Annotated in this window: 16 protein-coding genes; 14 read left to right on the top strand and 2 right to left on the bottom strand. The window is 38.9% G+C overall.

The features are described from left to right. The first annotated feature begins 393 nt into the window (after positions 1-393). The 4 genes from gucD (at position 394) to rpoN (ending at position 6,724) form a co-directional block, all read left to right on the top strand. Positions 394-1,863 (top strand): alpha-ketoglutaric semialdehyde dehydrogenase GucD, encoded by a 1,470-nt coding sequence (gene gucD, locus C1N55_RS15875; protein ID WP_137729716.1) that lies wholly within the window; start codon positions 394-396, stop codon positions 1,861-1,863. A 46-nt stretch (positions 1,864-1,909) separates the two neighbouring features. Continuing rightward, positions 1,910-2,857 carry a U32 family peptidase gene (locus tag C1N55_RS15870; RefSeq protein ID WP_137729715.1) on the top strand — a complete coding sequence of 316 codons (948 nt, stop codon included), beginning with the start codon at positions 1,910-1,912 and terminating at the stop codon, positions 2,855-2,857. Positions 2,858-3,009: 152 nt separating this feature from the next. Then, positions 3,010-4,407, top strand: a complete 1,398-nt coding sequence (locus C1N55_RS15865) for an FAD-binding oxidoreductase (protein ID WP_240758317.1) — start codon at positions 3,010-3,012, stop codon at positions 4,405-4,407. 1,039 nt (positions 4,408-5,446) lie between these two features. Next, complete coding sequence (gene rpoN / locus C1N55_RS15860) at positions 5,447-6,724, top strand: RNA polymerase factor sigma-54 (RefSeq protein WP_168193879.1); 1,278 nt, start codon at positions 5,447-5,449, stop codon at positions 6,722-6,724. A 71-nt stretch (positions 6,725-6,795) separates the two neighbouring features. On the opposite strand, the gene C1N55_RS15855 is transcribed toward rpoN, so the two are convergent. Next, the gene (locus C1N55_RS15855) at positions 6,796-8,592 is read right to left on the bottom strand and encodes a sigma-54 interaction domain-containing protein (RefSeq protein WP_137729713.1); all 1,797 of its coding nucleotides are present in this window, start codon (positions 8,590-8,592) and stop codon (positions 6,796-6,798) included. 165 nt (positions 8,593-8,757) lie between these two features. Between C1N55_RS15855 and C1N55_RS15850 the strand changes: the two genes are divergently transcribed. The 7 genes from C1N55_RS15850 to gltX all read left to right on the top strand — a co-directional run bounded on the left by C1N55_RS15850 (position 8,758) and on the right by gltX (position 15,966). Beyond that, positions 8,758-8,961, top strand: coding sequence for a hypothetical protein (locus C1N55_RS15850; protein ID WP_137729712.1), 204 nt, complete (start codon positions 8,758-8,760; stop codon positions 8,959-8,961). A 23-nt stretch (positions 8,962-8,984) separates the two neighbouring features. Beyond that, positions 8,985-10,418, top strand: a complete 1,434-nt coding sequence (locus tag C1N55_RS15845) for a cytosine permease (protein ID WP_137729711.1) — start codon at positions 8,985-8,987, stop codon at positions 10,416-10,418. 12 nt (positions 10,419-10,430) lie between these two features. Continuing rightward, positions 10,431-11,429 carry a heme-dependent oxidative N-demethylase family protein gene (locus C1N55_RS15840; RefSeq protein WP_137729710.1) on the top strand — a complete coding sequence of 333 codons (999 nt, stop codon included), beginning with the start codon at positions 10,431-10,433 and terminating at the stop codon, positions 11,427-11,429. Positions 11,430-11,434: 5 nt separating this feature from the next. Further along, positions 11,435-11,932, top strand: coding sequence for a hypothetical protein (locus C1N55_RS15835; RefSeq protein ID WP_137729709.1), 498 nt, complete (start codon positions 11,435-11,437; stop codon positions 11,930-11,932). After that, complete coding sequence (locus tag C1N55_RS15830) at positions 11,933-12,898, top strand: PDR/VanB family oxidoreductase (RefSeq protein WP_137729708.1); 966 nt, start codon at positions 11,933-11,935, stop codon at positions 12,896-12,898. A 13-nt stretch (positions 12,899-12,911) separates the two neighbouring features. Then, positions 12,912-14,402: an aldehyde dehydrogenase family protein gene (locus C1N55_RS15825; protein ID WP_137729707.1), complete on the top strand. Its 1,491-nt coding sequence runs from the start codon at positions 12,912-12,914 to the stop codon at positions 14,400-14,402. A gap of 97 nt (positions 14,403-14,499) precedes the next feature. After that, positions 14,500-15,966 (top strand): glutamate--tRNA ligase, encoded by a 1,467-nt coding sequence (gltX, locus tag C1N55_RS15820; protein ID WP_137729706.1) that lies wholly within the window; start codon positions 14,500-14,502, stop codon positions 15,964-15,966. Between the two features lie 120 nt (positions 15,967-16,086). Here gltX and C1N55_RS15815 read toward each other — a convergent pair whose 3' ends face one another. Further along, positions 16,087-17,490, bottom strand: a complete 1,404-nt coding sequence (locus tag C1N55_RS15815; protein WP_137729705.1) for a MocR-like transcriptional regulator GabR — start codon at positions 17,488-17,490, stop codon at positions 16,087-16,089. Positions 17,491-17,652: 162 nt separating this feature from the next. Between C1N55_RS15815 and gabT the strand changes: the two genes are divergently transcribed. The 3 genes from gabT (at position 17,653) to C1N55_RS15800 (ending at position 22,090) form a co-directional block, all read left to right on the top strand. Further along, on the top strand, positions 17,653-18,960 hold the full coding sequence (gene gabT, locus C1N55_RS15810; protein ID WP_240758316.1) for a 4-aminobutyrate--2-oxoglutarate transaminase: 1,308 nt from the start codon (positions 17,653-17,655) through the stop codon (positions 18,958-18,960). A gap of 3 nt (positions 18,961-18,963) precedes the next feature. Then, positions 18,964-20,352, top strand: coding sequence for an NAD-dependent succinate-semialdehyde dehydrogenase (locus C1N55_RS15805; protein WP_137729703.1), 1,389 nt, complete (start codon positions 18,964-18,966; stop codon positions 20,350-20,352). A gap of 164 nt (positions 20,353-20,516) precedes the next feature. Continuing rightward, positions 20,517-22,090, top strand: a protein-coding gene (locus C1N55_RS15800; protein ID WP_137729259.1) for an IS3 family transposase whose coding sequence is annotated in 2 segments (ribosomal slippage) — positions 20,517-21,156 and positions 21,156-22,090 — 1,575 coding nt in all. Because the reading frame shifts where the segments join, the coding sequence is not laid out codon by codon here. The last annotated feature ends 237 nt before the right edge of the window (positions 22,091-22,327 follow it).

The raw sequence follows: 22,327 nt of genomic DNA, 5'->3' as shown, positions 1-22,327 counted from the left end.
AATGCGAATAGTATTCTGAATTTTTTAAAAAGTGTATTGAAATCGTTACCAATACTTGATACATTAAATTTACGGTTTAATTAGTTAAACTAAGTTCCGTATATTGAACCGTATATTGAGTAGCAGTTATTACCGAGTGAAAAATTTTGAGTTCCAGCTATTGAAAGAGCGAACAAAGAATTCGGCCCTGGGTTTTTCACTATGTTGTACTTTGAACATTAGATCATTGCCGGAGTAGTTTTTCGATGCCAGTAAACAGTTGGAATGTGAAATTTGAAGTGGCCAAAGACGAGATTTCGAACTTGGTATCCAGGTTATTTAAATTAGCTAGAATACCAGAAAGCATAAATCAGGAAAAGGCCAAATATAAGAAAAACAAAGGAGGATGTAAAAATGGTTTCAATTACTTCTAAAGTAGCAACATTCAAGAACTATATTAATAACGAGTGGGTGGAGTCTAGCTCTACAAAATTATTAGACAGCATCAGTCCGATGAATAAGAACGAAGTGGTAGGTAGGGTTCAAAATTCAACACAAGAAGACATCGAAAAGGCGGTTCAAGCAGCCCACAAGGCACAAGTAAATTGGCGAAAAATCGGACAACATGCAAGAGGCCAATTCCTCTTCAAAGTTGCAAACATTCTTGAATCAAGAATTGATGATATCGCAGAAACAATGACTCGTGAAATGGGTAAGACACTTCCTGAGGCAAAAGGGGAGACAGCTCGTGGAGTAGCGATACTTCGCTACTACGCAGGCGAAGGTATGAGAAAAAATGGAGATGTCATCCCTTCTTCTGATAGTGAGGCACTCATGATTACCAAACGCGTACCAGTCGGTGTGGTTGGCATCGTAACGCCTTGGAACTTCCCGGTCGCAATTCCGATTTGGAAACTGGCACCTGCTCTTGTTTACGGAAATACAGTTATCTTCAAGCCCGCAACAGAAGCGGCAGTTACAGCTGCGAAGGTTATTGAGTGCTTTAGTGAAGCCGGTTTACCTGAAGGTGTTTTGAACTTTATCACCGGATCTGGATCAATCATTGGGCAAGGTATCATTGATCATCCTCAAGTGAATGCGATTACATTTACAGGCTCTGAAACAGTAGGTAAAGGCGTTTTAAAATCGACTGCCGAACGAGGCATCAAGTCGCAAGTTGAAATGGGAGGGAAAAACCCAGTCATCGTTGCAAAAGATGCAGATCTCGATAAGTCAGTCGAAGCTGTCATCAGTGGGGCATTCCGCTCTACTGGTCAAAAGTGCACAGCAACAAGCAAGGTTATCGTTGAAGCCGATATCTATGAGACATTCAAGGAAAAGCTCGTTCAGGAAACTGAAAAAATCACAGTCGGTAACGGATTGAATGATGGAATTTGGATGGGACCGTGTGCAAGTGAGAGTCAATTTAATACTGTTAAGAGCTATATCGAAATTGGTAAAGAAGAAGGTGCACAGCTCATTTCAGGGGGAGAAGTTCTTCACGGCGAAGAGTATGATAATGGATTCTACATTACGCCGGCGATTTTTGAAAACGTCAAGCTGGATATGCGGATTGCCCAAGAGGAAATTTTCGGCCCGGTCATCGCACTTATCAAAGTGGCGGATATTCATGAGGCTATTCAAGCTGCAAATGATACAAAATACGGTCTTAGCGCATCCATCTTTACTTCTAATATTGCTTCATTCCTCAAGTTCTCGGACGAAATTGAGGCTGGATTAGTTAGAGTAAATGCAGAAAGTGCAGGTGTGGAACTTCAGGCCCCATTCGGTGGTATGAAAGGCTCGAGTTCAGGTTCACGTGAACAGGGTGAAGCAGCTCAGGAGTTTTATACAGAAATCAAAACAATCTTTATTAAGGGCTAATTTAAGAAGGAGCTGTAGAAAAATTTGATGGGAAAGTGGGATTTAGATGAAAGAAACGCATAATTTTCTTGAAAGCTTAGGATTTCCGTCGACTGACTTAAAAGACCTGCCAACTTCTACTAAACGTTTTCCGGATGGTGCACAATACCGGATTGAACTTCCAAGCACCGAAGGACCTGTAGCATTAAAGGAGACGTTAGCCGAACTCGACCGTCTGGGCATCCAGGTTCATAGAATTTCCCAAGGCAGTGGCATTATGTTGCAAACGGATGATGAAATCCGTGAAATGTGCGAGTTGACTGCTGAACGAGGTATTGAGTTAAGCTTATTTGTTGGTCCCCGTGGAACTTGGGACATTAGTGCACAAAACTTCACTTCAGGTGGGAAATTTATAGGAAACCGTCACGAAGGCGCTGACCAACTTGTCTATGCAATGGAAGATTTAAAACGAGGGGCAAAGCTTGGTCTTCGTGGAGCACTTGTAGCGGATGAGGGGCTTCTTTATCTGACGAAAGAAATGAAAAAAGCCGGTCAACTTCCAGAAGATTTTGTGGTAAAAGCGTCGGTTCAAATGGGGGCTGCAAACCCTGTCTCGATTAAGATTATGCAAGACTTAGGTGCGGATACTTATAACGTTCCGACTGCACTTACACTATCAAAATTGGCTGCGATTCGCCAATCAATCGATATTCCAATCGATCTCTATGTAGAAGTGCCAGATAACTTAGGTGGATTCCTTCGTTACTATGAAATTCCAGAAATTATTCGTGTGCTTGCACCAGTTTATATTAAATTTGGTCTTCGTAATCATATAGATGTCTACCCTGCAGGTCAGCATCTGGAAGATTTAAACGTCAACCTGGTGAAAGAACGTGTTAGACGAGCAGCAATCGGCATGCAGATGATCGAGCGTTACTATCCGGAGGCCACAACATCTGAATTAGGTGCCAAAGGGCTTGGCATTGCGAAGGTAACACTTCCATCTGAAATTTAATCATCTTGTTTGAACACGAGTGGTTTGTATAATGGGCCACAGTAATAGGGAGGCGTCCGAACAATTTAATTGTTTGGACGTCACTTTTTGTAAAGTCATCAATCAACCATAGTTTTCGGAGCGACGGAATCTAAATTAGTAGGAGGATATAAATGAATCAAGTAAAAGGTAACTTAAAATCTATGAACCTGGTAGAAAGATTAAAAGAAATCTTACCGGAGAATCGAATTACCACGAATGAGACAGTTCTGCTAAATCATAGCCAAGATGAATCCCTTCATCCATCTAGTCTTCCGGATGTGGTCGTGTTTCCTCAAGCGAAAGAAGAGGTAGTTGAAATTTTACGCTTTGCTAATGAACATAAAATTCCCGTGGTGCCCTTTGGTGTTGGCTCAGGATTGGAAGGTCAAACGATTCCAATCTGTGGAGGTATTATGATTGATTTTCAAGAAATGAACAAAATCTTAGATATCAATCCAAGAGATTTATTGGTCGTCGTACAACCTGGTATCACAAGGCTCCAGTTAAACGCTGAATTAGGAAAGCATGGATTGTTTTTCCCTGTTGACCCAGGAGCAGATGCTACTTTAGGGGGAATGGCATCGACAAATGCGAGCGGGACGACAACTGTTCGATATGGTGCCATGAAGGATAATGTTCGTGACCTGGAAGTTGTACTAGCTGACGGGAGTGTCATTCATACGGGCAGTAAAGCGAAAAAATCCTCATCCGGCTATCGATTGACGGAGCTTTTCGTAGGATCGGAAGGGACTTTAGGTGCTTTCACTGAGCTCACATTGCAGGTATATGGAATCCCGGAAGTCACTGTTGCAGGACGAGCGGTTTTTTCCTCCTTGAAAAATGCAGTTCAAGCTGCAACTTCCCTACTTCAAGTTGGGGTTCCAATTGCAAGAATGGAACTGGTTGAAGCAATTACCATTAAAGATATGAATAAGAGTGCAGGAACAAATTATACAGAAGATACGACGTTATTTTTGGAATTTCATGGTTCCAAGGGGAATGTTGATGGCGATCTGGAAGTCACAAAAGAATTATTTACTGGCTTTGGCTGCTATCAATTTGATATCGAAACAGATTCGATTGGAAGAAAGAAACTTTGGGAAGTAAGGCATAATCACTTATATATTTTGAAACATGCGAATCCCGGGAAGAAAGTGTTGAATACGGACGTTTGTGTGCCATTATCCGCTTTGGTAGAGGCCATTGAATTTAGCCGTAAGTGTATTGAAGAAAATGGACTAAATGGCAGTATCATAGGACATATTGGAGACGGCAACTTCCATGCTGGTATGGTTTTAGATCCAAATAATTTAGAGGAAGTAGAAAAAGTAGATTATGTAAACGAACAAATCGTGAAATTTGCTTTATCGGTCGGGGGAACTTGTACTGGAGAGCATGGGGTAGGGCTAGGGAAAATGAAGTACCAACAGGAACAGCATGGAAAAGCATTAGATGTTATGAAGTCTATTAAACAAGTACTAGATCCTAATTCTATTTTAAACCCAGGGAAAATTTTTAAATTAGACTAAATATTTGATTGAAAGAGAGCTGTTTTGGCTCTCTTTTTTCTTTGGTGTATTTGATGGTGAAAAGTATTGCTGTAGACTCGATGGCAAAAATATGTACTTGATTACTATCTTTTTTAATTTAGTCAATTTTTAGAAAATTCATTTTTCTGTGTTAAACTAATGGTAACTTAATGGTTACCACTTGGGATTTAATTGAGAATGATTATAAAGTTGATTAATAATAAGATAGATAATAGAGTTTAGGTTTGGTGCTACTAAATTACAAAAGATTATTCGTTTTAATACTTTCTAAACCAGGGATACGACTAGCTTCATTTGTGCTAGTCGTATCCCTTTAATTTTATTAATTTTACAATATTAGACTAATTCAACTCTTAAAAATAAAGCCGTAGCATTTCTTGGATTCTGACTTTATTTTCCTCAATTTGTTTCACTCTATGACTACCTCCTCCATCATCGTTTAGAATATATGATTCCTTAATAGTCCTTTTCCTTTCAGTATCAGTATCTTTCATAGCCAGCTTTTGGCCGGTTGTGAAAGAGATATTACCAATTCAACGCTTGTGATAGTATTACTCCGTTATTTACTAGAATATTAATTTTCAGAACTCTTCTAACATGGTCTTAGTTTGGCTATAAATTCTAACCTGAAACTAAACTCACCTACAAAAATTGTTTTTAATAAACATTTAAACTCACACAAAAATGTTAGAAAGCCTACACTATTCCCGTCAATAATCCTCTAATGGAAAAATTATTTTTAAGTAAAAAATATCTAATAAAAACTCTATATTTCTATTTTCTTGTTGGCTAGTTTCTGGCTAAGAAAAAATTTTTTTCTTGCATAGTTTTTTATCGGCGAAGTGATTTTGAAGTACATGCAAAAAGTGCGCCAACTCCATATTTCTACCATTTTTATATTGTCAACTATTATTATCAAAAGACAAATTCACGTTACTTTCGCTATTTGACGTGAGTTGAAAAAATAATGTATATTTTCTTAAAGATTTTACAATTTTCAAATAAATGGGGTGGGGATATGAATATGCAGCTGGGGATGCAGGCAGTCATGTCGCAACAGTTAACTGCACAAATGATTCAACATTTGAGTATTTTACAGTTAACAAATTTTGAATTGAAAGAACTTGTCGAACAAAAAGCTTTAGAGAATCCTTTAATAGATTTGATGGATCATCATGAAGAGGCATGGTCAACTACAAAAATGCAAAAGGGGAGCATTGAAGCTGACTATAGCTCCATTGCCATGAAACAGACAGTAGCCGATTATCTTATGGAGCAAATTCCTTTAAATGCAACAGCTTTTGAACGAACAGTGTTAACCTACTTAATTCATTCATTAGATGAGCGTTTATTTTTGACTACGGACGCAGGTGAGGTCGCACAGCATTTCGAGGTGGATTTAGATGAGGCTAAGCGATTTATTCATATACTTCAATCATTTGAACCGATTGGTCTGGGTTGTCAAAATAGCACAGAGTTTTTGTTGAAGCATATTGAACAATGCGAGAATGTACCGTATTTCGCAAAAGACTTTGTAGCATATGAAATGGAAAATATCGCGAAAATGGACATTGTGTCATTAAGAAAACGTTATCAGTTGACAACACATGAAGTGATGGCAACGATTGCTTTCATAAAAGAGTTGCCGCGTATACCTGTAATTTCTTTGGATGAAGTAGTCGCAACGGTCATGCCGGATGTCTCGGTATATTGTATAGCGGGGCAGTGGGCGATAGAGGTAGAGCAAAAAGCTGTGCCTAGTATTCGTTTGCACGATGTATATGTAAAGCTATTAAGGGCAGATGCGCCAAACTATCTGAAGTCATGTATGCGTGATTTTACAACCCTTGTACAAGGGTTAGATTTCCGAAAAAATACTTTATACGATATTACACATTATTTGATTGAACAGCAGCCTGCGTTTTTTGAAAAAGGACCACGTGCATTGAAGCCGATGCGCTTAAAAGATGTTGCAGAGGCGCTACATATGCATGAATCGACAATTAGTCGAGCGGTAAAAGGTAAGTACTTACATACAGCAAATGGGAATTTTGCAATGAGTGACTTATTTGTAAAAGCCATTAATAATGTCACAACCTCATCTGTCAGTGATCGGATTGCAGCAATTATTGCGCAAGAAAATAAACGTTCTCCGTATAGCGATCAACAACTAGCTCTCTTATTAAAAGAAGAGGGAATCATGATTTCGCGCAGAACGGTTGCCAAATACCGCGAACAGCTCAAAATCCCAAGCTCTCAGAAGCGGGCCTATCTATTGCTGGAAAAACTAGAATAATATCAAGATAGTCGACAAAGTACGGGGAGGCATAGAGCTCCTTTTGTACTTTGTCTTTTTTAAAAGCTTGTTTAAGAGAGTGAAATGTTTAAGGACTCACTTAATTTGATCAGTTCATTATTTACATAGTCCTTTGAATAATCAAATCCTAAGATAGCAATGACTTTACCTTCTGAATCATAAAGTGGTACGCAGCATGTTTTCCATGCACCGTATTCGTCTTCATAAATTGGAGTCACACTCAGAATGCCATTATAAGCATCATCAATGGATTTCAGAATAATATCACTGCCAATATATGTGGCCCCAACTGGAATAACAAATCCTTCACTGGAAGTGAGATGAATAATGTTGCCTTCTTCATCACGCATAAAGATAAACCCCCATTGAACCCCTTCTTCTTTTGTATAGATTTGGGTAAGCTGCTCAGATACCGGGTCAAGATATTTCGTATTATTTGGATGCTTGATGGCCTCTTCAAGCATTGACGGTGGTATTGAGACCGATGTCACGACGGCTGTAGCACGCAACCTCTTATCTAATTCACTTTCCAAAATATGACGTGTACTAAAGAGCATCTGTGCTTCTTCTTTCATCTCTTTTATTCTTTTATATTTCCGCGTCATTGTTGGCGGGCTTATCCCTAAAACGTTTGCGGCTAGTTTTAGTGAATTATACTTTTCCATTGCCATCGTAATCAGCTGCTCTTCTATTAACTCCTGCGCTTCTTGTAATGGGATAAGCTTATTAATGATAATGTTCTTTTCATGTGCTTGATTGCTGCTTGGTGCATCCAAGAAATCACGCGCTGTTTGTAAGGAGATGATGTCCTCATCTGCTAAAATAATTGTACGTTCAATGAAATTTTCCAGTTCCCGGACATTGCCTGGCCACTCTTGTAATGTTAAAAAATCTATGGCTGTAATAGAGAAATGGCGATGACAATTGTATTTTTTGTTAAAAATTGTGGTGAAGTGTTCGATAAGTTCCGGAATTTCAACGGCACGTTCGCGTAAAGGTTGAATCGTAATTGGGATAATATTTAAGCGATAGTACAAATCTTCCCTAAATGTTCCTTCATTGACCATATTAATAAGTGATTTGTTTGTTGCTGCAATGACTTGGACATCGATCGGGTATTCTATGGAAGACCCAATTGGTGTCACAACGCGCTCTTGTAGCACGCGTAAAAGTTTTACTTGCATCGATAATGGCAACTCGCCGACTTCATCCAGGAAAACGACTCCTTTATTTGCCTCGCGAAATTTCCCGATTTTCCCTGACTTTTGGGCACCCGTAAATGAACCGGCTGTATAACCAAATAATTCACTTTCGATTAAAGTCTCAGGTATTGCACCACAGTTAATCGCCACGAAAGGCTGATCTTTTCGAGCACCTGACCGATAAATTGCACGTGCCACCATTTCTTTTCCGACGCCTGATTCACCTAGTAAGAGTGTTGTCGCAGCTGCATTTGCAGCTTTTTGAATTTGTTTAGCTACTTTAATCATTGCTGGACTTTTAATGATGAGGTCACTGTTGGAACTTGGCGGGTCAGTTTTCACCTCGACTTGCTTTTCTATTATATTGTAGCCAAATATGTAGTTCCCGTTTGATGGAATGACATATGTCAACACACTGTGATTATTCCATGTATGCTGGAGGAATGTTTGCTTTGAATCGTTCACTTCAAGTGAGGAGAAAATTGGATTACTAAAAATTTCTTCTTCAAACTGTGCGATATTGTTATGTAAAGATAAATTATTTTTGTACGTATCATTGCTTGAAAAGAACTCCAAAATGTCCCCATTATCTTTTATCACAATGGAAAAATCGAACATTTGAGATAAAATAGCTACTTGTTCCATGGAAATGCCTCCTATAAACTAAATGAATTTCAAAAATGAAATTGCTATTTCAAATTTGCAATAGATATAATAAAATTTCAATCAAAAAGTCAGTTAATTCTTATTTTTTTTAATTGGCACGCAAATTGCATTATTAAAAATAAAGGTGGAAAAGGGGGAGATTTTATGAAAGTTGCTGCTGTAAAGAGCTATGATAAGGAACTACTATCAGAGGAACCATTCGTAAAAACGATGTATGAGGATTTGGAGAAGAGAATTGAATCATTCGAAGATGAATTGCTGGAGAAAAATGACAAAGCTAAAATTACAGATTTTATCGGTGTCACAGTTGTTATGGCAATTATTACGATCGTTGTATTTAGTTTTTAAAGTCACCATAGGGAGATGAGGCTATGTCAAAAACAAAGTCAAATGTAAATGCAGACATTGCATTTGCTTATTTACCAACACATAAAAAAGAGAGAAAAATGAGCTTTATAGATTTAGTGCTTGTACAGACGGTTATTGGCTTATCTGCTTTTGGATTATTATCTGGAGCGTATGCAGGCTCAATGCTTGAAACAGGCGACTCTTTAATTGCCGTGTTATTCGGAAATGCTTTTCCGATGTTTTTAATCGCTCCAGTTGCCTTTTATTTCGCAAAGTATGGAGTGGATACCTTTGTAGGCTATCGCAGTGCGCTAGGATATAACGGGGTCACAGCCTTTTTTATCTTGTTTTATTTGCTGTCATTGGGTTATAGCGCCTTGGCATTATTCATGGCAGGCGAATCGCTATCTAGTGCTTTTAAGGTCGTAAATGCCCCAGAGATTGTTTCGGGTAGTGCGGGTCCTACTGTTTGTGCGATTATTTTATTCTTTATTGCCTTTATCATCGTCTTTCGTGGACCTGAAGCGATTCGCAAATTCAATATTATTGCGGTACCGTCATTTTTGTTATTTTTGATTGCGCTAATCGTGGTGGTAGTATTTTCAGACCATATACCAGCTTTAAATCAGTTAATGCCGGTAGAGCCATTTGAAAATCATACACAATCCTTTATGACGGCGCTGGAAATTAATGTTGCATTAGGCTTTTCTTGGCTCCCTTATTTAGGTCAATATAGCCGATTGGCAAAATCATCAAAGTCAGCTTATTCAGCAAGTTTTTATAGCTACGGGGTGATTGTAGTTATTGCAGCGGCTGTTGGGGCACTTGCAGCACTTATTTCAGGTTCCTTGTATCCAGGTGATTGGATGAGTGCCATCATGGGCAGCAAGTTTGCCATTATTGGGTTGATTTTATTAACAGTTGCGAACTTGGGTGCAACATTGTTCTTGATGTATTCATTTGCAATCAGCTTTAAAACACTTTTCTCGAAAAGCTCTTGGATGTTGGCGGTATGCACATTATTGCCGACCATTTTCTTATTATTAAATTCAACATTCTATGATGCATTTAATATCTTCATGTCCGTTATTTCGTTCACAATGGCAAGTTTGGGTGGTATTTTAATAGCCGATTATTTCTTTGTGAAAAAGCAAAACATTTCCATGCGTGATTTGTACAACACAAAAGGAAAGTATAACTATTGGTTTGGCTTTAACCCTTCAGCAGTCGTGACATTAGTGGCAAGTTATTTCTTCTTCTGGAGTATGTACAACCCGATTACGTTAGAAGCAAATGGCTTGTTTTTGAAAATCACGGCAGGTATTCCGACATTCTTCCTGGCATGTGCCATGTACTATGTGTGTGCGAAGTTTATTTTCAGATTTGAAGTGGATCGTGTATCAGCGAAAGATGAGGAGTTTAAACAATATTTAATCGAAACCAAAACAACAATTTAGGAGGCGTTCTATATGTTTACACAAGAATTGGATTTTAAAACAACAGACTTGGATACATTTCCATTCCCATTCCGTTCAGATAACTATCGTTATTCCAATGACTTGCGCAGGTTAGAGGACACAAACTTGGTATTGATCACACCGGAATATGAGTTGCAAGTGCGTGCAAAGCGCCGTTTATTGGATGAACAGCCAGAGGTCCGTTATCAATCATTCCCGCATACTATGGAAATGCAGTGGGAGTTTTTGGAAATGGTATTTGAAATGGCAGTTGAAAAATATCCTGAACATTTCGAACTTATTAAAAATGGGGATGAATGGACATTTAAAAACAACATTCTAAAAGAAGAGCAGACATTTATATTCGGTGATCCGTCTACATTACCTTATGAGCCATATGATTTTGCAGGGCGTCATTTCCACCAGGATTTTGTATTAATGGTCAACCGTGACGACAATTTCTATCTGGAAATAGCACAAGTTTCATATGCTGCATTATTTTCTGCACATTGGAATAAGGGCATGTCGTTTGATGAAATCCATGGACCAGTACCGTTCGTATCACGTAATGGTGACAACTTAATCGATCGAGTTCGTCGATTCCTATTAGGAATTAACCCGGGTGAGCCATGGACACGTATTAACTGGAACTTAATGGCCGACCGTTGGGATGTAAACTATGAAACTATGGATGTATGGGGACCGGAGCGAAGCCTTATCACACCTGAAAATGCAGGTAAATTGGTACGACTCCGTGTAGAAGAACAAAAATTCTATCGCATGTCACGCAGCAATGCCATTTTATTTGTTTTAAATACACAGTTCTTACCTTTAGAAGATATGCAGCTTCGTCAAGAATGGTTCGATTTAATGTATAGCGTACTGCAGGATATTCCAGAACCGATGGCGGAATACAAAGGAATTGCTCCTTTTTTACCGCAATCAGTAGAGTATTTACGCCTTGTAGATGAAAAGTTAAAGAAACAAGCTGCAGAAACTCAGGAGGGATAAGCTGTATGTACAATAGCCCGGTCTTATTTTTTGAATCTATTACATTAACAGAAAAATTATCGCCTAAAACGCATTTCGTAAAAGCTGCTATTATTTGCGATGAAGCCAATAAAGAAGAAGCAGAGCAATTAAAAGCACAGCTCTTCGATACACCATCCGCTACATTGCTATTCAAGGATACGGCTCATGTTCGCGACTTTATCGTAGCGCAAAAGATGGGCACATGTTTTTATATCGCAGCTAATTGGGACGATGCTGCATCGATTTTCTCAACAGCCATTGAAGAAGGCTTATCAGAAGAAGAACTCCAAGTAAAAATCATCGGTGAAAAGCGTAAATATATTTACTGTATGAAATGCTTCGCCGCAAGTGAAATCGACACACAAGCCGTGCATGTCCAATGCGGGTGCGGTGCACACTTGGAAGTTGGACCATTTTATTCAAAAGTGCGTAAAGGATATATTGGTTATCCATTTCTACCAGAAGCAGAAGGAGTGAAGTAAATGAGAATCGCTGGCAATATTCCTGTAAGAATCGATCGTATTGTACAAGAGACGTCTTCTATTAAACGTTTTCGTTTCGTGCCTACGGAAGATGAAAAGCTGCCTGCCTTTACAGGTGGTTCACACTTAAAAACGTTCGTAGCCGATGGGGATACAGTATATGAACGTGAGTACTCATTAATCAGCGATCCACGTAACCGTGACTATTACGAAATTGCGATTAACAAAGATTCAAACTCTCGTGGAGGCTCAAAGCATTGGCATGAAGTGATGAAAGAAGGGGATGAACTTGAAATAACATTCCCGCGCAATTACTTTCCGTTAAATGTACAAGCGAAACACCATGTGTTTTATGCATCGGGAATTGGAATTACACCGTTTTTATCGATGCTGCAAGATATTCAATTTAATCAAACAGTGGAGCTTCATTATGCAGCTCGTACACCAGAAGAATGTGCTTTTTATGAAGAAATTAAAGAAAAATATGCGGATATTACGACATTCCATTTTTCACGTGTTGCGGAGCCAAATCGTTTAACAACAGATTTAATGAAGGAACACCGTGTAGGCTCTCATGTCTATTTCTGTGGACCTGTCAGCATGGTGGAAGAATTCCGTGATGCAGCTTTCTCATACGGTTACCCGGAAGGTGCTATTCATTTCGAATTATTTTCAAGTGGCCTGGATAACTCTAATCTAGAACCGTTTGTCGTATCCCTGACGGAAAGCGGCAAACAAATTCAAGTATCTGAAAATGAGACATTATTGGAAGCACTGCTGCGCGAAGGGATTAATGCACCACATGCATGCAAAATCGGTGGCTGCGGCAGCTGTGAAATCGATGTTGTAGAAGGAGATGTGGAACACCGTGACCACTTCTTATCCGAAGAAAATAAAAAGCAGCGAAAAACTATTTTAGCATGTTGCTCACGGGCAAAATCTTCTAATTTAACTATTAAACTATAAGGCGGGATGATAGATGACAACAACAGCAACTGACGTATTATACTTAAAAAGTTATATAAATGGTGAGTGGGTAGAAGCTGAAAATACAGTAAACGTAATCAATCCGGCAAACCAGGAAGTAATCGCTACAGCACCTCGAATGACGAAGGAACAAACAGAAGAAGCCATCCAAGCTGCACGTATAGCGTTTGATGAGGGCGAGTGGAAAAACACGACGGCGAAAGAACGTTCAACTATTTTACATGCGATTGCAAATAAAATTGAAGAACGTCTGGAAGAGTTCGCTACATTGGAGACGCAAGATAACGGTAAATTATATGCAGAGGCAGAAGCGGATGTACAAGATTCGATCGCTTGCTTCCGATATTATGCAGGGATTATTTTACATCCAGACGGTGAAACATATCATGTGCCGGACAATAATGTACAAGCAATGGTTGTAAAAGAGCCTGTTGGGGTTGCAGGATTGATCGTACCTTGGAACTTCCCGTTACTCATGAGTGTATGGAAAATCGCCCCTGCTTTAGCGGCAGGGAATACCATCGTATACAAGCCAGCTGAAGTCACGCCTGTAACAGCCTTTAAGTTATTTGAAATCCTACATGAGCTAGACTTGCCAAAAGGTGTCGTAAACATGGTACTTGGCCAAGGCTCAATCATTGGGCAAACGATTTCTGAAAGCAATGATGTAGACATGGTATCCTTCACGGGAAGTACAGATGTTGGGCGTGGCATTATGCGTGCAGCAGCTGGCAACTTAAAGAAAATTTCTTTGGAACTAGGTGGTAAGTCGCCAAATATCGTCTTTGCGGATGCAGACCTGGAAGTGGCGGTTGACTATGGTTTATTCGGAATTTTCTTGGGCGCTGGTCAAGTATGTTCATCAGGCAGCCGTATCTTAGTACAGGATACAATTTATGATGCTTACGTAGAACGCTATATAGAGCGCGCAGAAAAAATCAAAGTCGGACCTGGTTTAAATCCAGAAACGAATATGGGCGCTATTGTGAGTGAAGCTCAAATGAACTCGATTCTAGGCTATATCGAAAAAGGGAAAGCGGAAGGGGCAACATTGAAAACAGGCGGCTACCGATTAACAGACAATGGCCTGGACAAAGGCTTCTTTATCGCGCCAACTGTATTTACGGATGTAACTTCAGATATGACAATCGTGCGAGAAGAAATTTTCGGCCCGGTCGTAACGATTCAAAAGTTCTCGACAGAAGAAGAGGCTGTAAGCTTAGCCAATGACACAGATTTTGGTTTAGCAGGTGGTGTCTTCTCAAACGACGGCGCTAAAGCATTACGTGTGATTAAGCAAGTCCGTGCAGGGATTACATGGGTAAATGATTACCACCCAACATATGTAGAAGCACCGTGGGGTGGCTATAAGCAATCAGGCATTGGTCGTAGTTTAGGGAAATATAGCCTAGAAGAATTCCAGGAAGTAAAACAAATCAATATTCGCTTAAATGTTGAACCGGTAGGCTGGTTCCCACAATAATTATCATGAAGTAATATGACATGATTTCCTTATTATATAGATGCACAAATCTATATAATAAGGATATTTTTTATATACAGATGAGGAGAGAAGCAACATGACCAAAAAAGTACGTGTACGATATGCGCCAAGTCCAACTGGCTTTTTACATATTGGAGGAGCCCGCACAGCGTTATTTAATTATTTATATGCAAAACACCACGACGGGACATTTATTGTACGGATAGAAGATACAGATGTAGAGCGTAACGTAGAGGGCGGTGAAGCCTCGCAATTGGATAATCTCCGTTGGCTGGGCATTATACCCGAAGAATCAATTGATATAGGTGGTCCGTATGCACCGTACCGGCAAATGGAGCGTCTACCTCTTTACAAAGAGCGCGCCGAAAAACTATTGGCAAATGGTCAAGTCTATAAATGTTTTTGTTCAGCAGAACGCCTGCAACAATCTCGGGAAGAACAGAAACAAAAAGGGGTAGCAGCACCTCACTATGACGGTACTTGCAGAGCATTGACACAACAGCAAATACAAGCAAAAGAGGCAGCAGGTGAAGCGTATACACTTCGAATGCGTGTACCTGAAGGAACTTATCGTTTCCATGATTTAGTTCGCGGGAATGTCGTATTCCAATCCAAAGATATCGGCGATTGGGTTATTATGAAAACGAATGGTATCCCGACTTATAATTTTGCAGTAGCATTGGATGATTATGATATGGACATCTCCCATGTATTCCGCGGGGAAGAACATTTATCGAATACGCCAAAACAACTCATGGTATTCGAGGCATTTGGTTGGACACCACCACAATATGGACATATGACATTGATTGTTAATGAACAACGTAAAAAGCTCTCGAAGCGGGATGAAACCATTGTCCAGTTCGTATCGCAATATCGTGAACTAGGCTTTTTACCGGAGGCAATGTTTAATTTCTTTGCTTTATTGGGTTGGTCTCCAGAAGGGGAGCAAGAATTGTTATCGCAAAAAGCATTAATTGGACAATTTGATGTGGGGCGACTTTCAAAATCCGTTTCGATGTTTGATCAGAAAAAACTGATGTGGATGAACAATCAATATATTAAATGCTTATCTGCAGATGCATTGGTCGAGCTTGTTTTACCATATTTACAAAAAGAGAATCTAATACCTGTTCAGGCCAGTGAAGGGCAGCTCTCATGGGTAAAGGAGCTTGCACTGTTATACCAAGAGCAATTAACGTACGGCGCGGAAATTGTTGCGTTAACAAAGCATTACTTTGAAGAGCATGTAATATATGAAGACGAGGCACAAACATGGCTGGGGGCAAATGAAACAACAGCTATTGCAGCGGCGTTAACGACAGCGCTGCAACAAGCAACGCCAAATAGCAGTGCAGAGTGGAAACAACTCATACAAACAGTACAACAGCAAACAGGTCTAAAAGGAAAGGCTCTTTTTATGCCGATCCGTATTTTGTTGACAGGCCAAATGCATGGTCCGGAATTGCCTTTGGTGTTGAAGCTGCTGGGGAAGGATTTATTGGTAAAGAGATTAGCTCAATTTAACAAAGTGAGTATATAAAAGGAAAAAACGGTTATTTAGCTTTTGCGTGCTAAATAGCCGTTTTTATTTTGCGGTAAACTTTATGCTTTAATCGACGGATAACACAGATGTAAACATCCTAGTGAAGTTTGGCAGATGCTAATGCAACAGAACGTTTTTTAGCCTTTCAACAGCATTTGGAATCTCTTCAGGCGCAATATTGGCAAAGCCGATAATAATCGAACGATTTTTTTTAATCAGAGGAAGCGTATTTAATGAAAAACGCTTCAGAGTATAGAGTTCAAGTTTATGTAAAATCGCTTGTTCTTCAATTGTGGCATAACTTTTTTCTGTAAAAATTTCCACTAAAAAATGCAGTCCTGCCGGTATGTCATGGATCACAATAGATTCCCCTAATTGTTCATGGAGCTGCTGGATGAGCAGGGTGCGAATCGTTTCATAATGCTTTGTCATTTTACGTACATGCTTTTCTAGCAGGCCGCTATCAATAAATTCCTGTAACGTATAAAGGGCAAGTATATTGGCTGGTTGAATTTCCAAAGAGAAATGTTCTTTGTATAATGTTAACCATTTTGGCGGAAGTACCATATAGCTTATACGAATGCCTGGCAAGAGTGTCTTTGAAAAAGTCCCCATATAAATGACTTTTTGATTATAGTCCAAACTTTGTAGCGCAGGAATGTTATCTGTTTGATATTTATATTCACTATCATAATCATCCTCAATAATATAACGTTCTTCCGACGCTGCTGCCCAGTTTAATAATTCAATTCGCCTTGAAATAGGCATAATAATCCCTGTTGGAAATTGGTGCGAGGGTGTTGTAATGACGATATCGGCATTTGTTTTTGTTAAATATTCTACGTCAATGCCTTGTGCATCGAGCTGGATTAAATGTGTATTGATGTTGGCCCGCTTTAATAAATGATGATAGCGTGCATAGCCAGGATTTTCGGTCGCAAACGTTTTCCCTTGCTGCATATAAATAATTCGCTCCAATAAGCCTTGGCTCGTTGCATGCAAGACGATTTGCTCTGGTTCACATGTAATGCCGCGCGTTCGATACAGCATCTCTGCAATACTTTGGCGTAACATATAGGGGCCTTGCGCATGTGGCATATCTCCTAGCGAAGAAATATAAGTTTCATATATTTTTGCCTGGCACGATAACCATTTTTTAAATGGGAAAAGCTGTGGATTTGTGTTCATATGTGACAACGACAACCAACCTTTTCGTGTCTCCTCTTTTTCCTTCAGATTTGCCGGGAAGGTTTGCTGCGTATTCACTGCTAGTTTAAATTCTTGAATTTCTTCTACATAATAGCCAACTCGTTCGATTGTATAAATATAGCCTTCTTCCATTAACTGTTCGTAGGCGGTTTTTACAGAGTTGATACTGACATTTAAAATTTCTGCAAGCTCTCGTTTGGAAGGGAGCTTACTATGTGCACGCAGTTCGTTTTGTAAAATTTGTTTTCGTAGCTGACTATAAATTTGTTGATAGATAAAACGATGATCAGATGTAAAATCAATGCGAATCATGTAAAAGCCCCCTTAAAAAACTATTTACTGATTAGATTATATAAAAAATCAAGAATGAAGAAAACTGGTACCTTTTTTTATAAAAGTTGGACCTTTTTTTGTGAACCAAAAAAACTGATACTAAGTATAACAAATACAGCATTTGCAAAGGGGAAAATGATGATGATTAAAGAAAACACTGCAGTTGAAATTGTAAACAAACGTAAAGAATACGTAGTACAAGGCGTAAGCAATGGCTGTTTGGCTGTAGCAAGAGAAGCGAAAGGCTCTACAATTATCGACACGGAAGGTAATACGTGGATCGATTTCGCATCTGCAATCGGTACATTGAATGTTGGTCATAGTCACCCAAAGGTAGTAGCGGCAGTACAAGCTCAAGTGGAAAAGTTTTTACACCCTGGCTTCAATGTGATGTTGTATGATTCGTATATTAAACTAGCGGAAAAATTGGTAGAAATTACACCAGGTACACATGAGAAACAAGTAATCTTATTAAACTCCGGCGCAGAAGCAGTAGAAAATGCGGTGAAAATTGCACGTAAGTATACAAAGAAACAAGGGATTGTCTCGTTTACAAACGGCTATCATGGCCGTACAAACTTAACAATGGGCATGACTTCGAAAGTAAAACCTTATAAATTTGAGTTTGGTCCATTTGCTCCGGAAATTTATAAAGCACCATTCCCATATTTATATCGTAAACCGGAAGGGCTGACAGATGAGCAATATGTAGATTTCATCATCGAGCAGTTCCATGATTTCTTCGTATCAACAATCGCACCAGAAATGGTTGCATGTGTTGTAATGGAACCAGTACAAGGGGAAGGTGGTTTCATCGTACCACCGAAAAAATTCGTACAAGCCGTTGCGAAGTTCTGTAAAGAAAACGATATCATCTTGATTGCAGATGAAATTCAAACTGGTTTCGGACGTACAGGTTCTTTATTTGCTATCGAGCAATTTGATGTCGTACCAGACTTGATGACGGTGTCGAAATCTTTAGCCGCTGGGTTGCCTTTAAGTGGTGTAGTTGGCCGTAAAGAAATTATGGAAGTATCAACACCAGGTGAATTAGGTGGAACATATGCGGGAAGTCCAGTAGCATGTGAAGCAGCGCTTGCAGTGATTGATATTATCGAAGAAGAAAACCTATGTGCAGCATCGGAAGTAATCGGTGCTAAGTTGGAGGCACACTTAGAAACTTACAAAGCAAAATATAGCTATATTGGCGATATTCGTCGTTTAGGTTCAATGGTTGCCGTTGAGTTGGTTGGCGACAACAAAGTGCCAAATAAAGAGGCAGCTACTGCAATTGCACAATACGCGAATGCGAACGGTTTATTATTACTAACTGCAGGTATTAAAGGAAATGTGATCCGTTTCTTGACACCATTAGTCATTACAGATGAAGAATTAGCTCAAGGTTTAGCGATTTTAGATGATGCATTTGCAAACTATGGGGGGAAATAAGAGATGACTCAGCTTGTTTACGTCAATAACCCTGCAAATGGGGAGTTAATTCATACGCTGCAATACGATACAGAAGAAGCCATTGTAACAAAAATTGAAGCTGCAGCAGCCGCATTTAAATCGTGGAAGAAACGTAGTGCACATGAACGCGCACAGTTATTAAACAGCTGGGCAAAATGTATTCGTGAAAATCGTCAAGAAATCGGCGAATTAATTACGCTTGAAAATGGGAAACCATTACCGGAAGCTCTGGGTGAAGTCGATTACGCTGTTAGTTATATCGATTGGTATGCGGAAGAAGCGAAACGTATATATGGACGTACAGTGCCTGCACATGTGCCAAACAAGCGTATTACTGTGACAAAAGAGCCGATTGGTTTAGTAGCGGCCATCACACCATGGAATTTCCCGGCAGCCATGATGACACGTAAAGCTGCACCTGCATTGGCAGCGGGCTGTACATTTGTCGTTAAACCAGCTGAAGAAACACCGTTGACAACGATTCGCTTGATTGAATTGGCACATAGTGTAGGCATTCCGGAAGATGCATTACAATACGTGTTAAATGAAGGACCGAAAGTAGGAGAAATTTTTACGTCGCATAAAGCCATTCGCAAAATCACTTTCACGGGTTCTACACCAGTTGGAAAATTGCTGATGCAGCAAAGTGCACAAACCGTAAAGCATGTAACGATGGAATTAGGTGGACACGCACCGATTATTGTTGCAAAGGATGCAGATTTAAACTTAGCTGTAGAGCAAACAGTCACAGCTAAATTCCGCAATGCAGGTCAAACTTGTGTATCTCCAAACCGTTTAATTGTACATGATGACATCGTGGAGGAGTTTACAAAGCTTTTAGTTGATAAAGTAAAGACACTAAAAGTAGGCAATGGCTTTGATCCAAGTGTAAATGTTGGACCAATCATCAATAAGAAGGGCTTTGTCAAAATAAAGGACCAGATTGAAGATGCGGTAAACCGTGGTGCAACTTTGGCTTGCGGGAATAGCTACGACACAGACGATGAAAAAGGATATTACTTTGTTTTGCCAACAGTTATCACAGACATACCATTGGATGCGAAAATCATGCATGAAGAAACATTTGGACCTGTTATTCCTGTTGTAACATTCTCGACATTGGAAGAAGCTGTTACGATTGCCAATGACTCACCATATGGCTTAGCAGCGTACTTCTTTACAGAAAATTATAAAGATGGTTTATATTTAAGTGAAAACTTGCAATACGGAATCATCGGCTGGAATGATGGCGCGCCGTCTGGAGCACATATTCCATTTGGCGGCATGAAAGACTCTGGTGTTGGCCGTGAAGGTGGCTCTGAAGGAATTGAGCCCTACTTAGAAACAAAATATCTATCAGTAGGTATATAAAACCAACACTGTTGGAATGGATGTTTTTGAAACAGCTTCTCACTGACCCCATAAATTGAGAACAATTAAAAACACCTTACGTTGAGAAACGGATTTTGATATGCTCCCCAATAGGTAGACAGATGAAAAAATAAAATCTGTTTAATCTATTTGGGAGTTTTTTTATGAAAAAATATCACTTTTCAAAAGAAGAAAAATTAGAGATTTTAAATTTTTATAATAATAGCTACTTTACACTTAATGAAGTCGCTAGATTATATAAAGTTGATTCTAGAACAATTAAAGATTGGCAAAGTAATTATCATTTCTTTGGAGAAGACGGTCTCGAAAAGCTCAAAAATCATAATAACTATCCTAGAGAATTAAAATTAGCTGCGGTTCAAGATTATATTTCAGGAGGACTTTCATTAAGAGAGACAGTGAGAAAATATAGACTTTCTGGTACAACCGTTTTAAGGAACTGGATTAAAAAGTATACTAGTCATAGTGAATTAAAAGATTCGGGTAGAGGAATGAGCCAACCTATGACTAAAGGAAGAAAAACGACAGTTGGAGAACGTATTGAAATCGCAAAAGCTTGCATAGCGAATGGAAAGAATTATCAAGAAACAGCAGTAAAATACAAGGTATCTTATCAACAAGTTTATCAATGGGTGAAGAAATTTGAAGATAATGGCGAACAAACATTAATGGATCGCCGTGGGCGAACGAAACCAGTTGAAGAACGTACACTTGAAGATGAATATCGTTTAAAAATTCAACAGATAGAACGAGAAAATGAAAGATTACGTGCAGAAAATCTATACTTAAAAAAGTTAGAGGAAATAGAAAGGAGGCGTCGTTAAGTAAGATACGTATTCAAAGCCGTTATAAGGCGATTCAAGAAATAGCAGAGAAAGAAAACTTAGCTGTTGTTTTACTGTGCGAAATAGCTGCAGTATCACGTGCAGCATATTACAAATGGTTAAATCGCCAACTTTCAGAACGAGAAGTCGAAAATCAAAAGCTAGTTGAATTGATTAAAAATTTATATAAACAAGTAGATGGGATCTATGGTTATCGCCGCATAACGATGACAATTAATCGACAACGGGAAAAAGAAGGATTAACAAAATTCAATAAGAAGCGTATTTACCGATTAATGCAGATTTGTGGCATAGAAGCGGTTATTCGTCGTAAATCAAAACGATATCGTAAGGTTAAGCCAGATTATGTTTCAGAAAATCTATTAGCACGTGAATTTACAGCTAAAGAACCAAATCAAAAATGGTGTACAGATGTGACTGAATTTAAGTATGGTAACGGTAGAAAGGCGTATTTAAGTGCAATTATTGATCTATATGATAAGTCAATTGTGAGCTATAAATTAGGACATTCTAATAATAATCAGTTAGTGTTTAATACCGTTATACCGGCAATTCAAAGTTTGAAACTCGAAGAGTTTCCCTTATTACATAGTGATCGTGGATATCAATATACATCAAAACATTTTAAACAAATTATGGAAACAGCTGAGATGCGTCATAGCATGTCAAGAGTAGGGCGTTGCATTGATAACGGACCCATTGAAGCATTTTGGGGCACATTAAAAGTAGAGAAGTACTATTTACATAAATATGAGACGTATGAAGAATTAAAAACAGCAATTGATACATACATTTCGTTCTATAACAATGAACGTTACCAAGAAAAATTAAATGGCTTGAGCCCCTTAGAATACAGAGCTCAAGCCGCATAAACCATTTTTATTATTTACCCTGTCTACTTGACAGGGAGCACTTCATTTTATCCGTAAAGACAACGTTTAGGTGTTTTTTTATATTTTATAAGTAAATTAGTCTCCTTCTATGATCAAGTAGGATTTGATTCATATTCTACAAGAGGTCAAGAACCAATTATGGTCATAGATTTGAAGGAAATAAATAATTGAAATTTAAGTAATTCAAATACTACGTGTTTAAAATACTTAATTTTT

The sequence above is a fragment of the Lysinibacillus sp. SGAir0095 genome, assembly GCF_005491425.1.
Classification (GTDB): Bacteria; Bacillota; Bacilli; order Bacillales_A; family Planococcaceae; genus Ureibacillus.
Note: the sequence above shows the minus strand (reverse complement) of the source record. Positions and strands in the feature narration are given on the sequence as shown.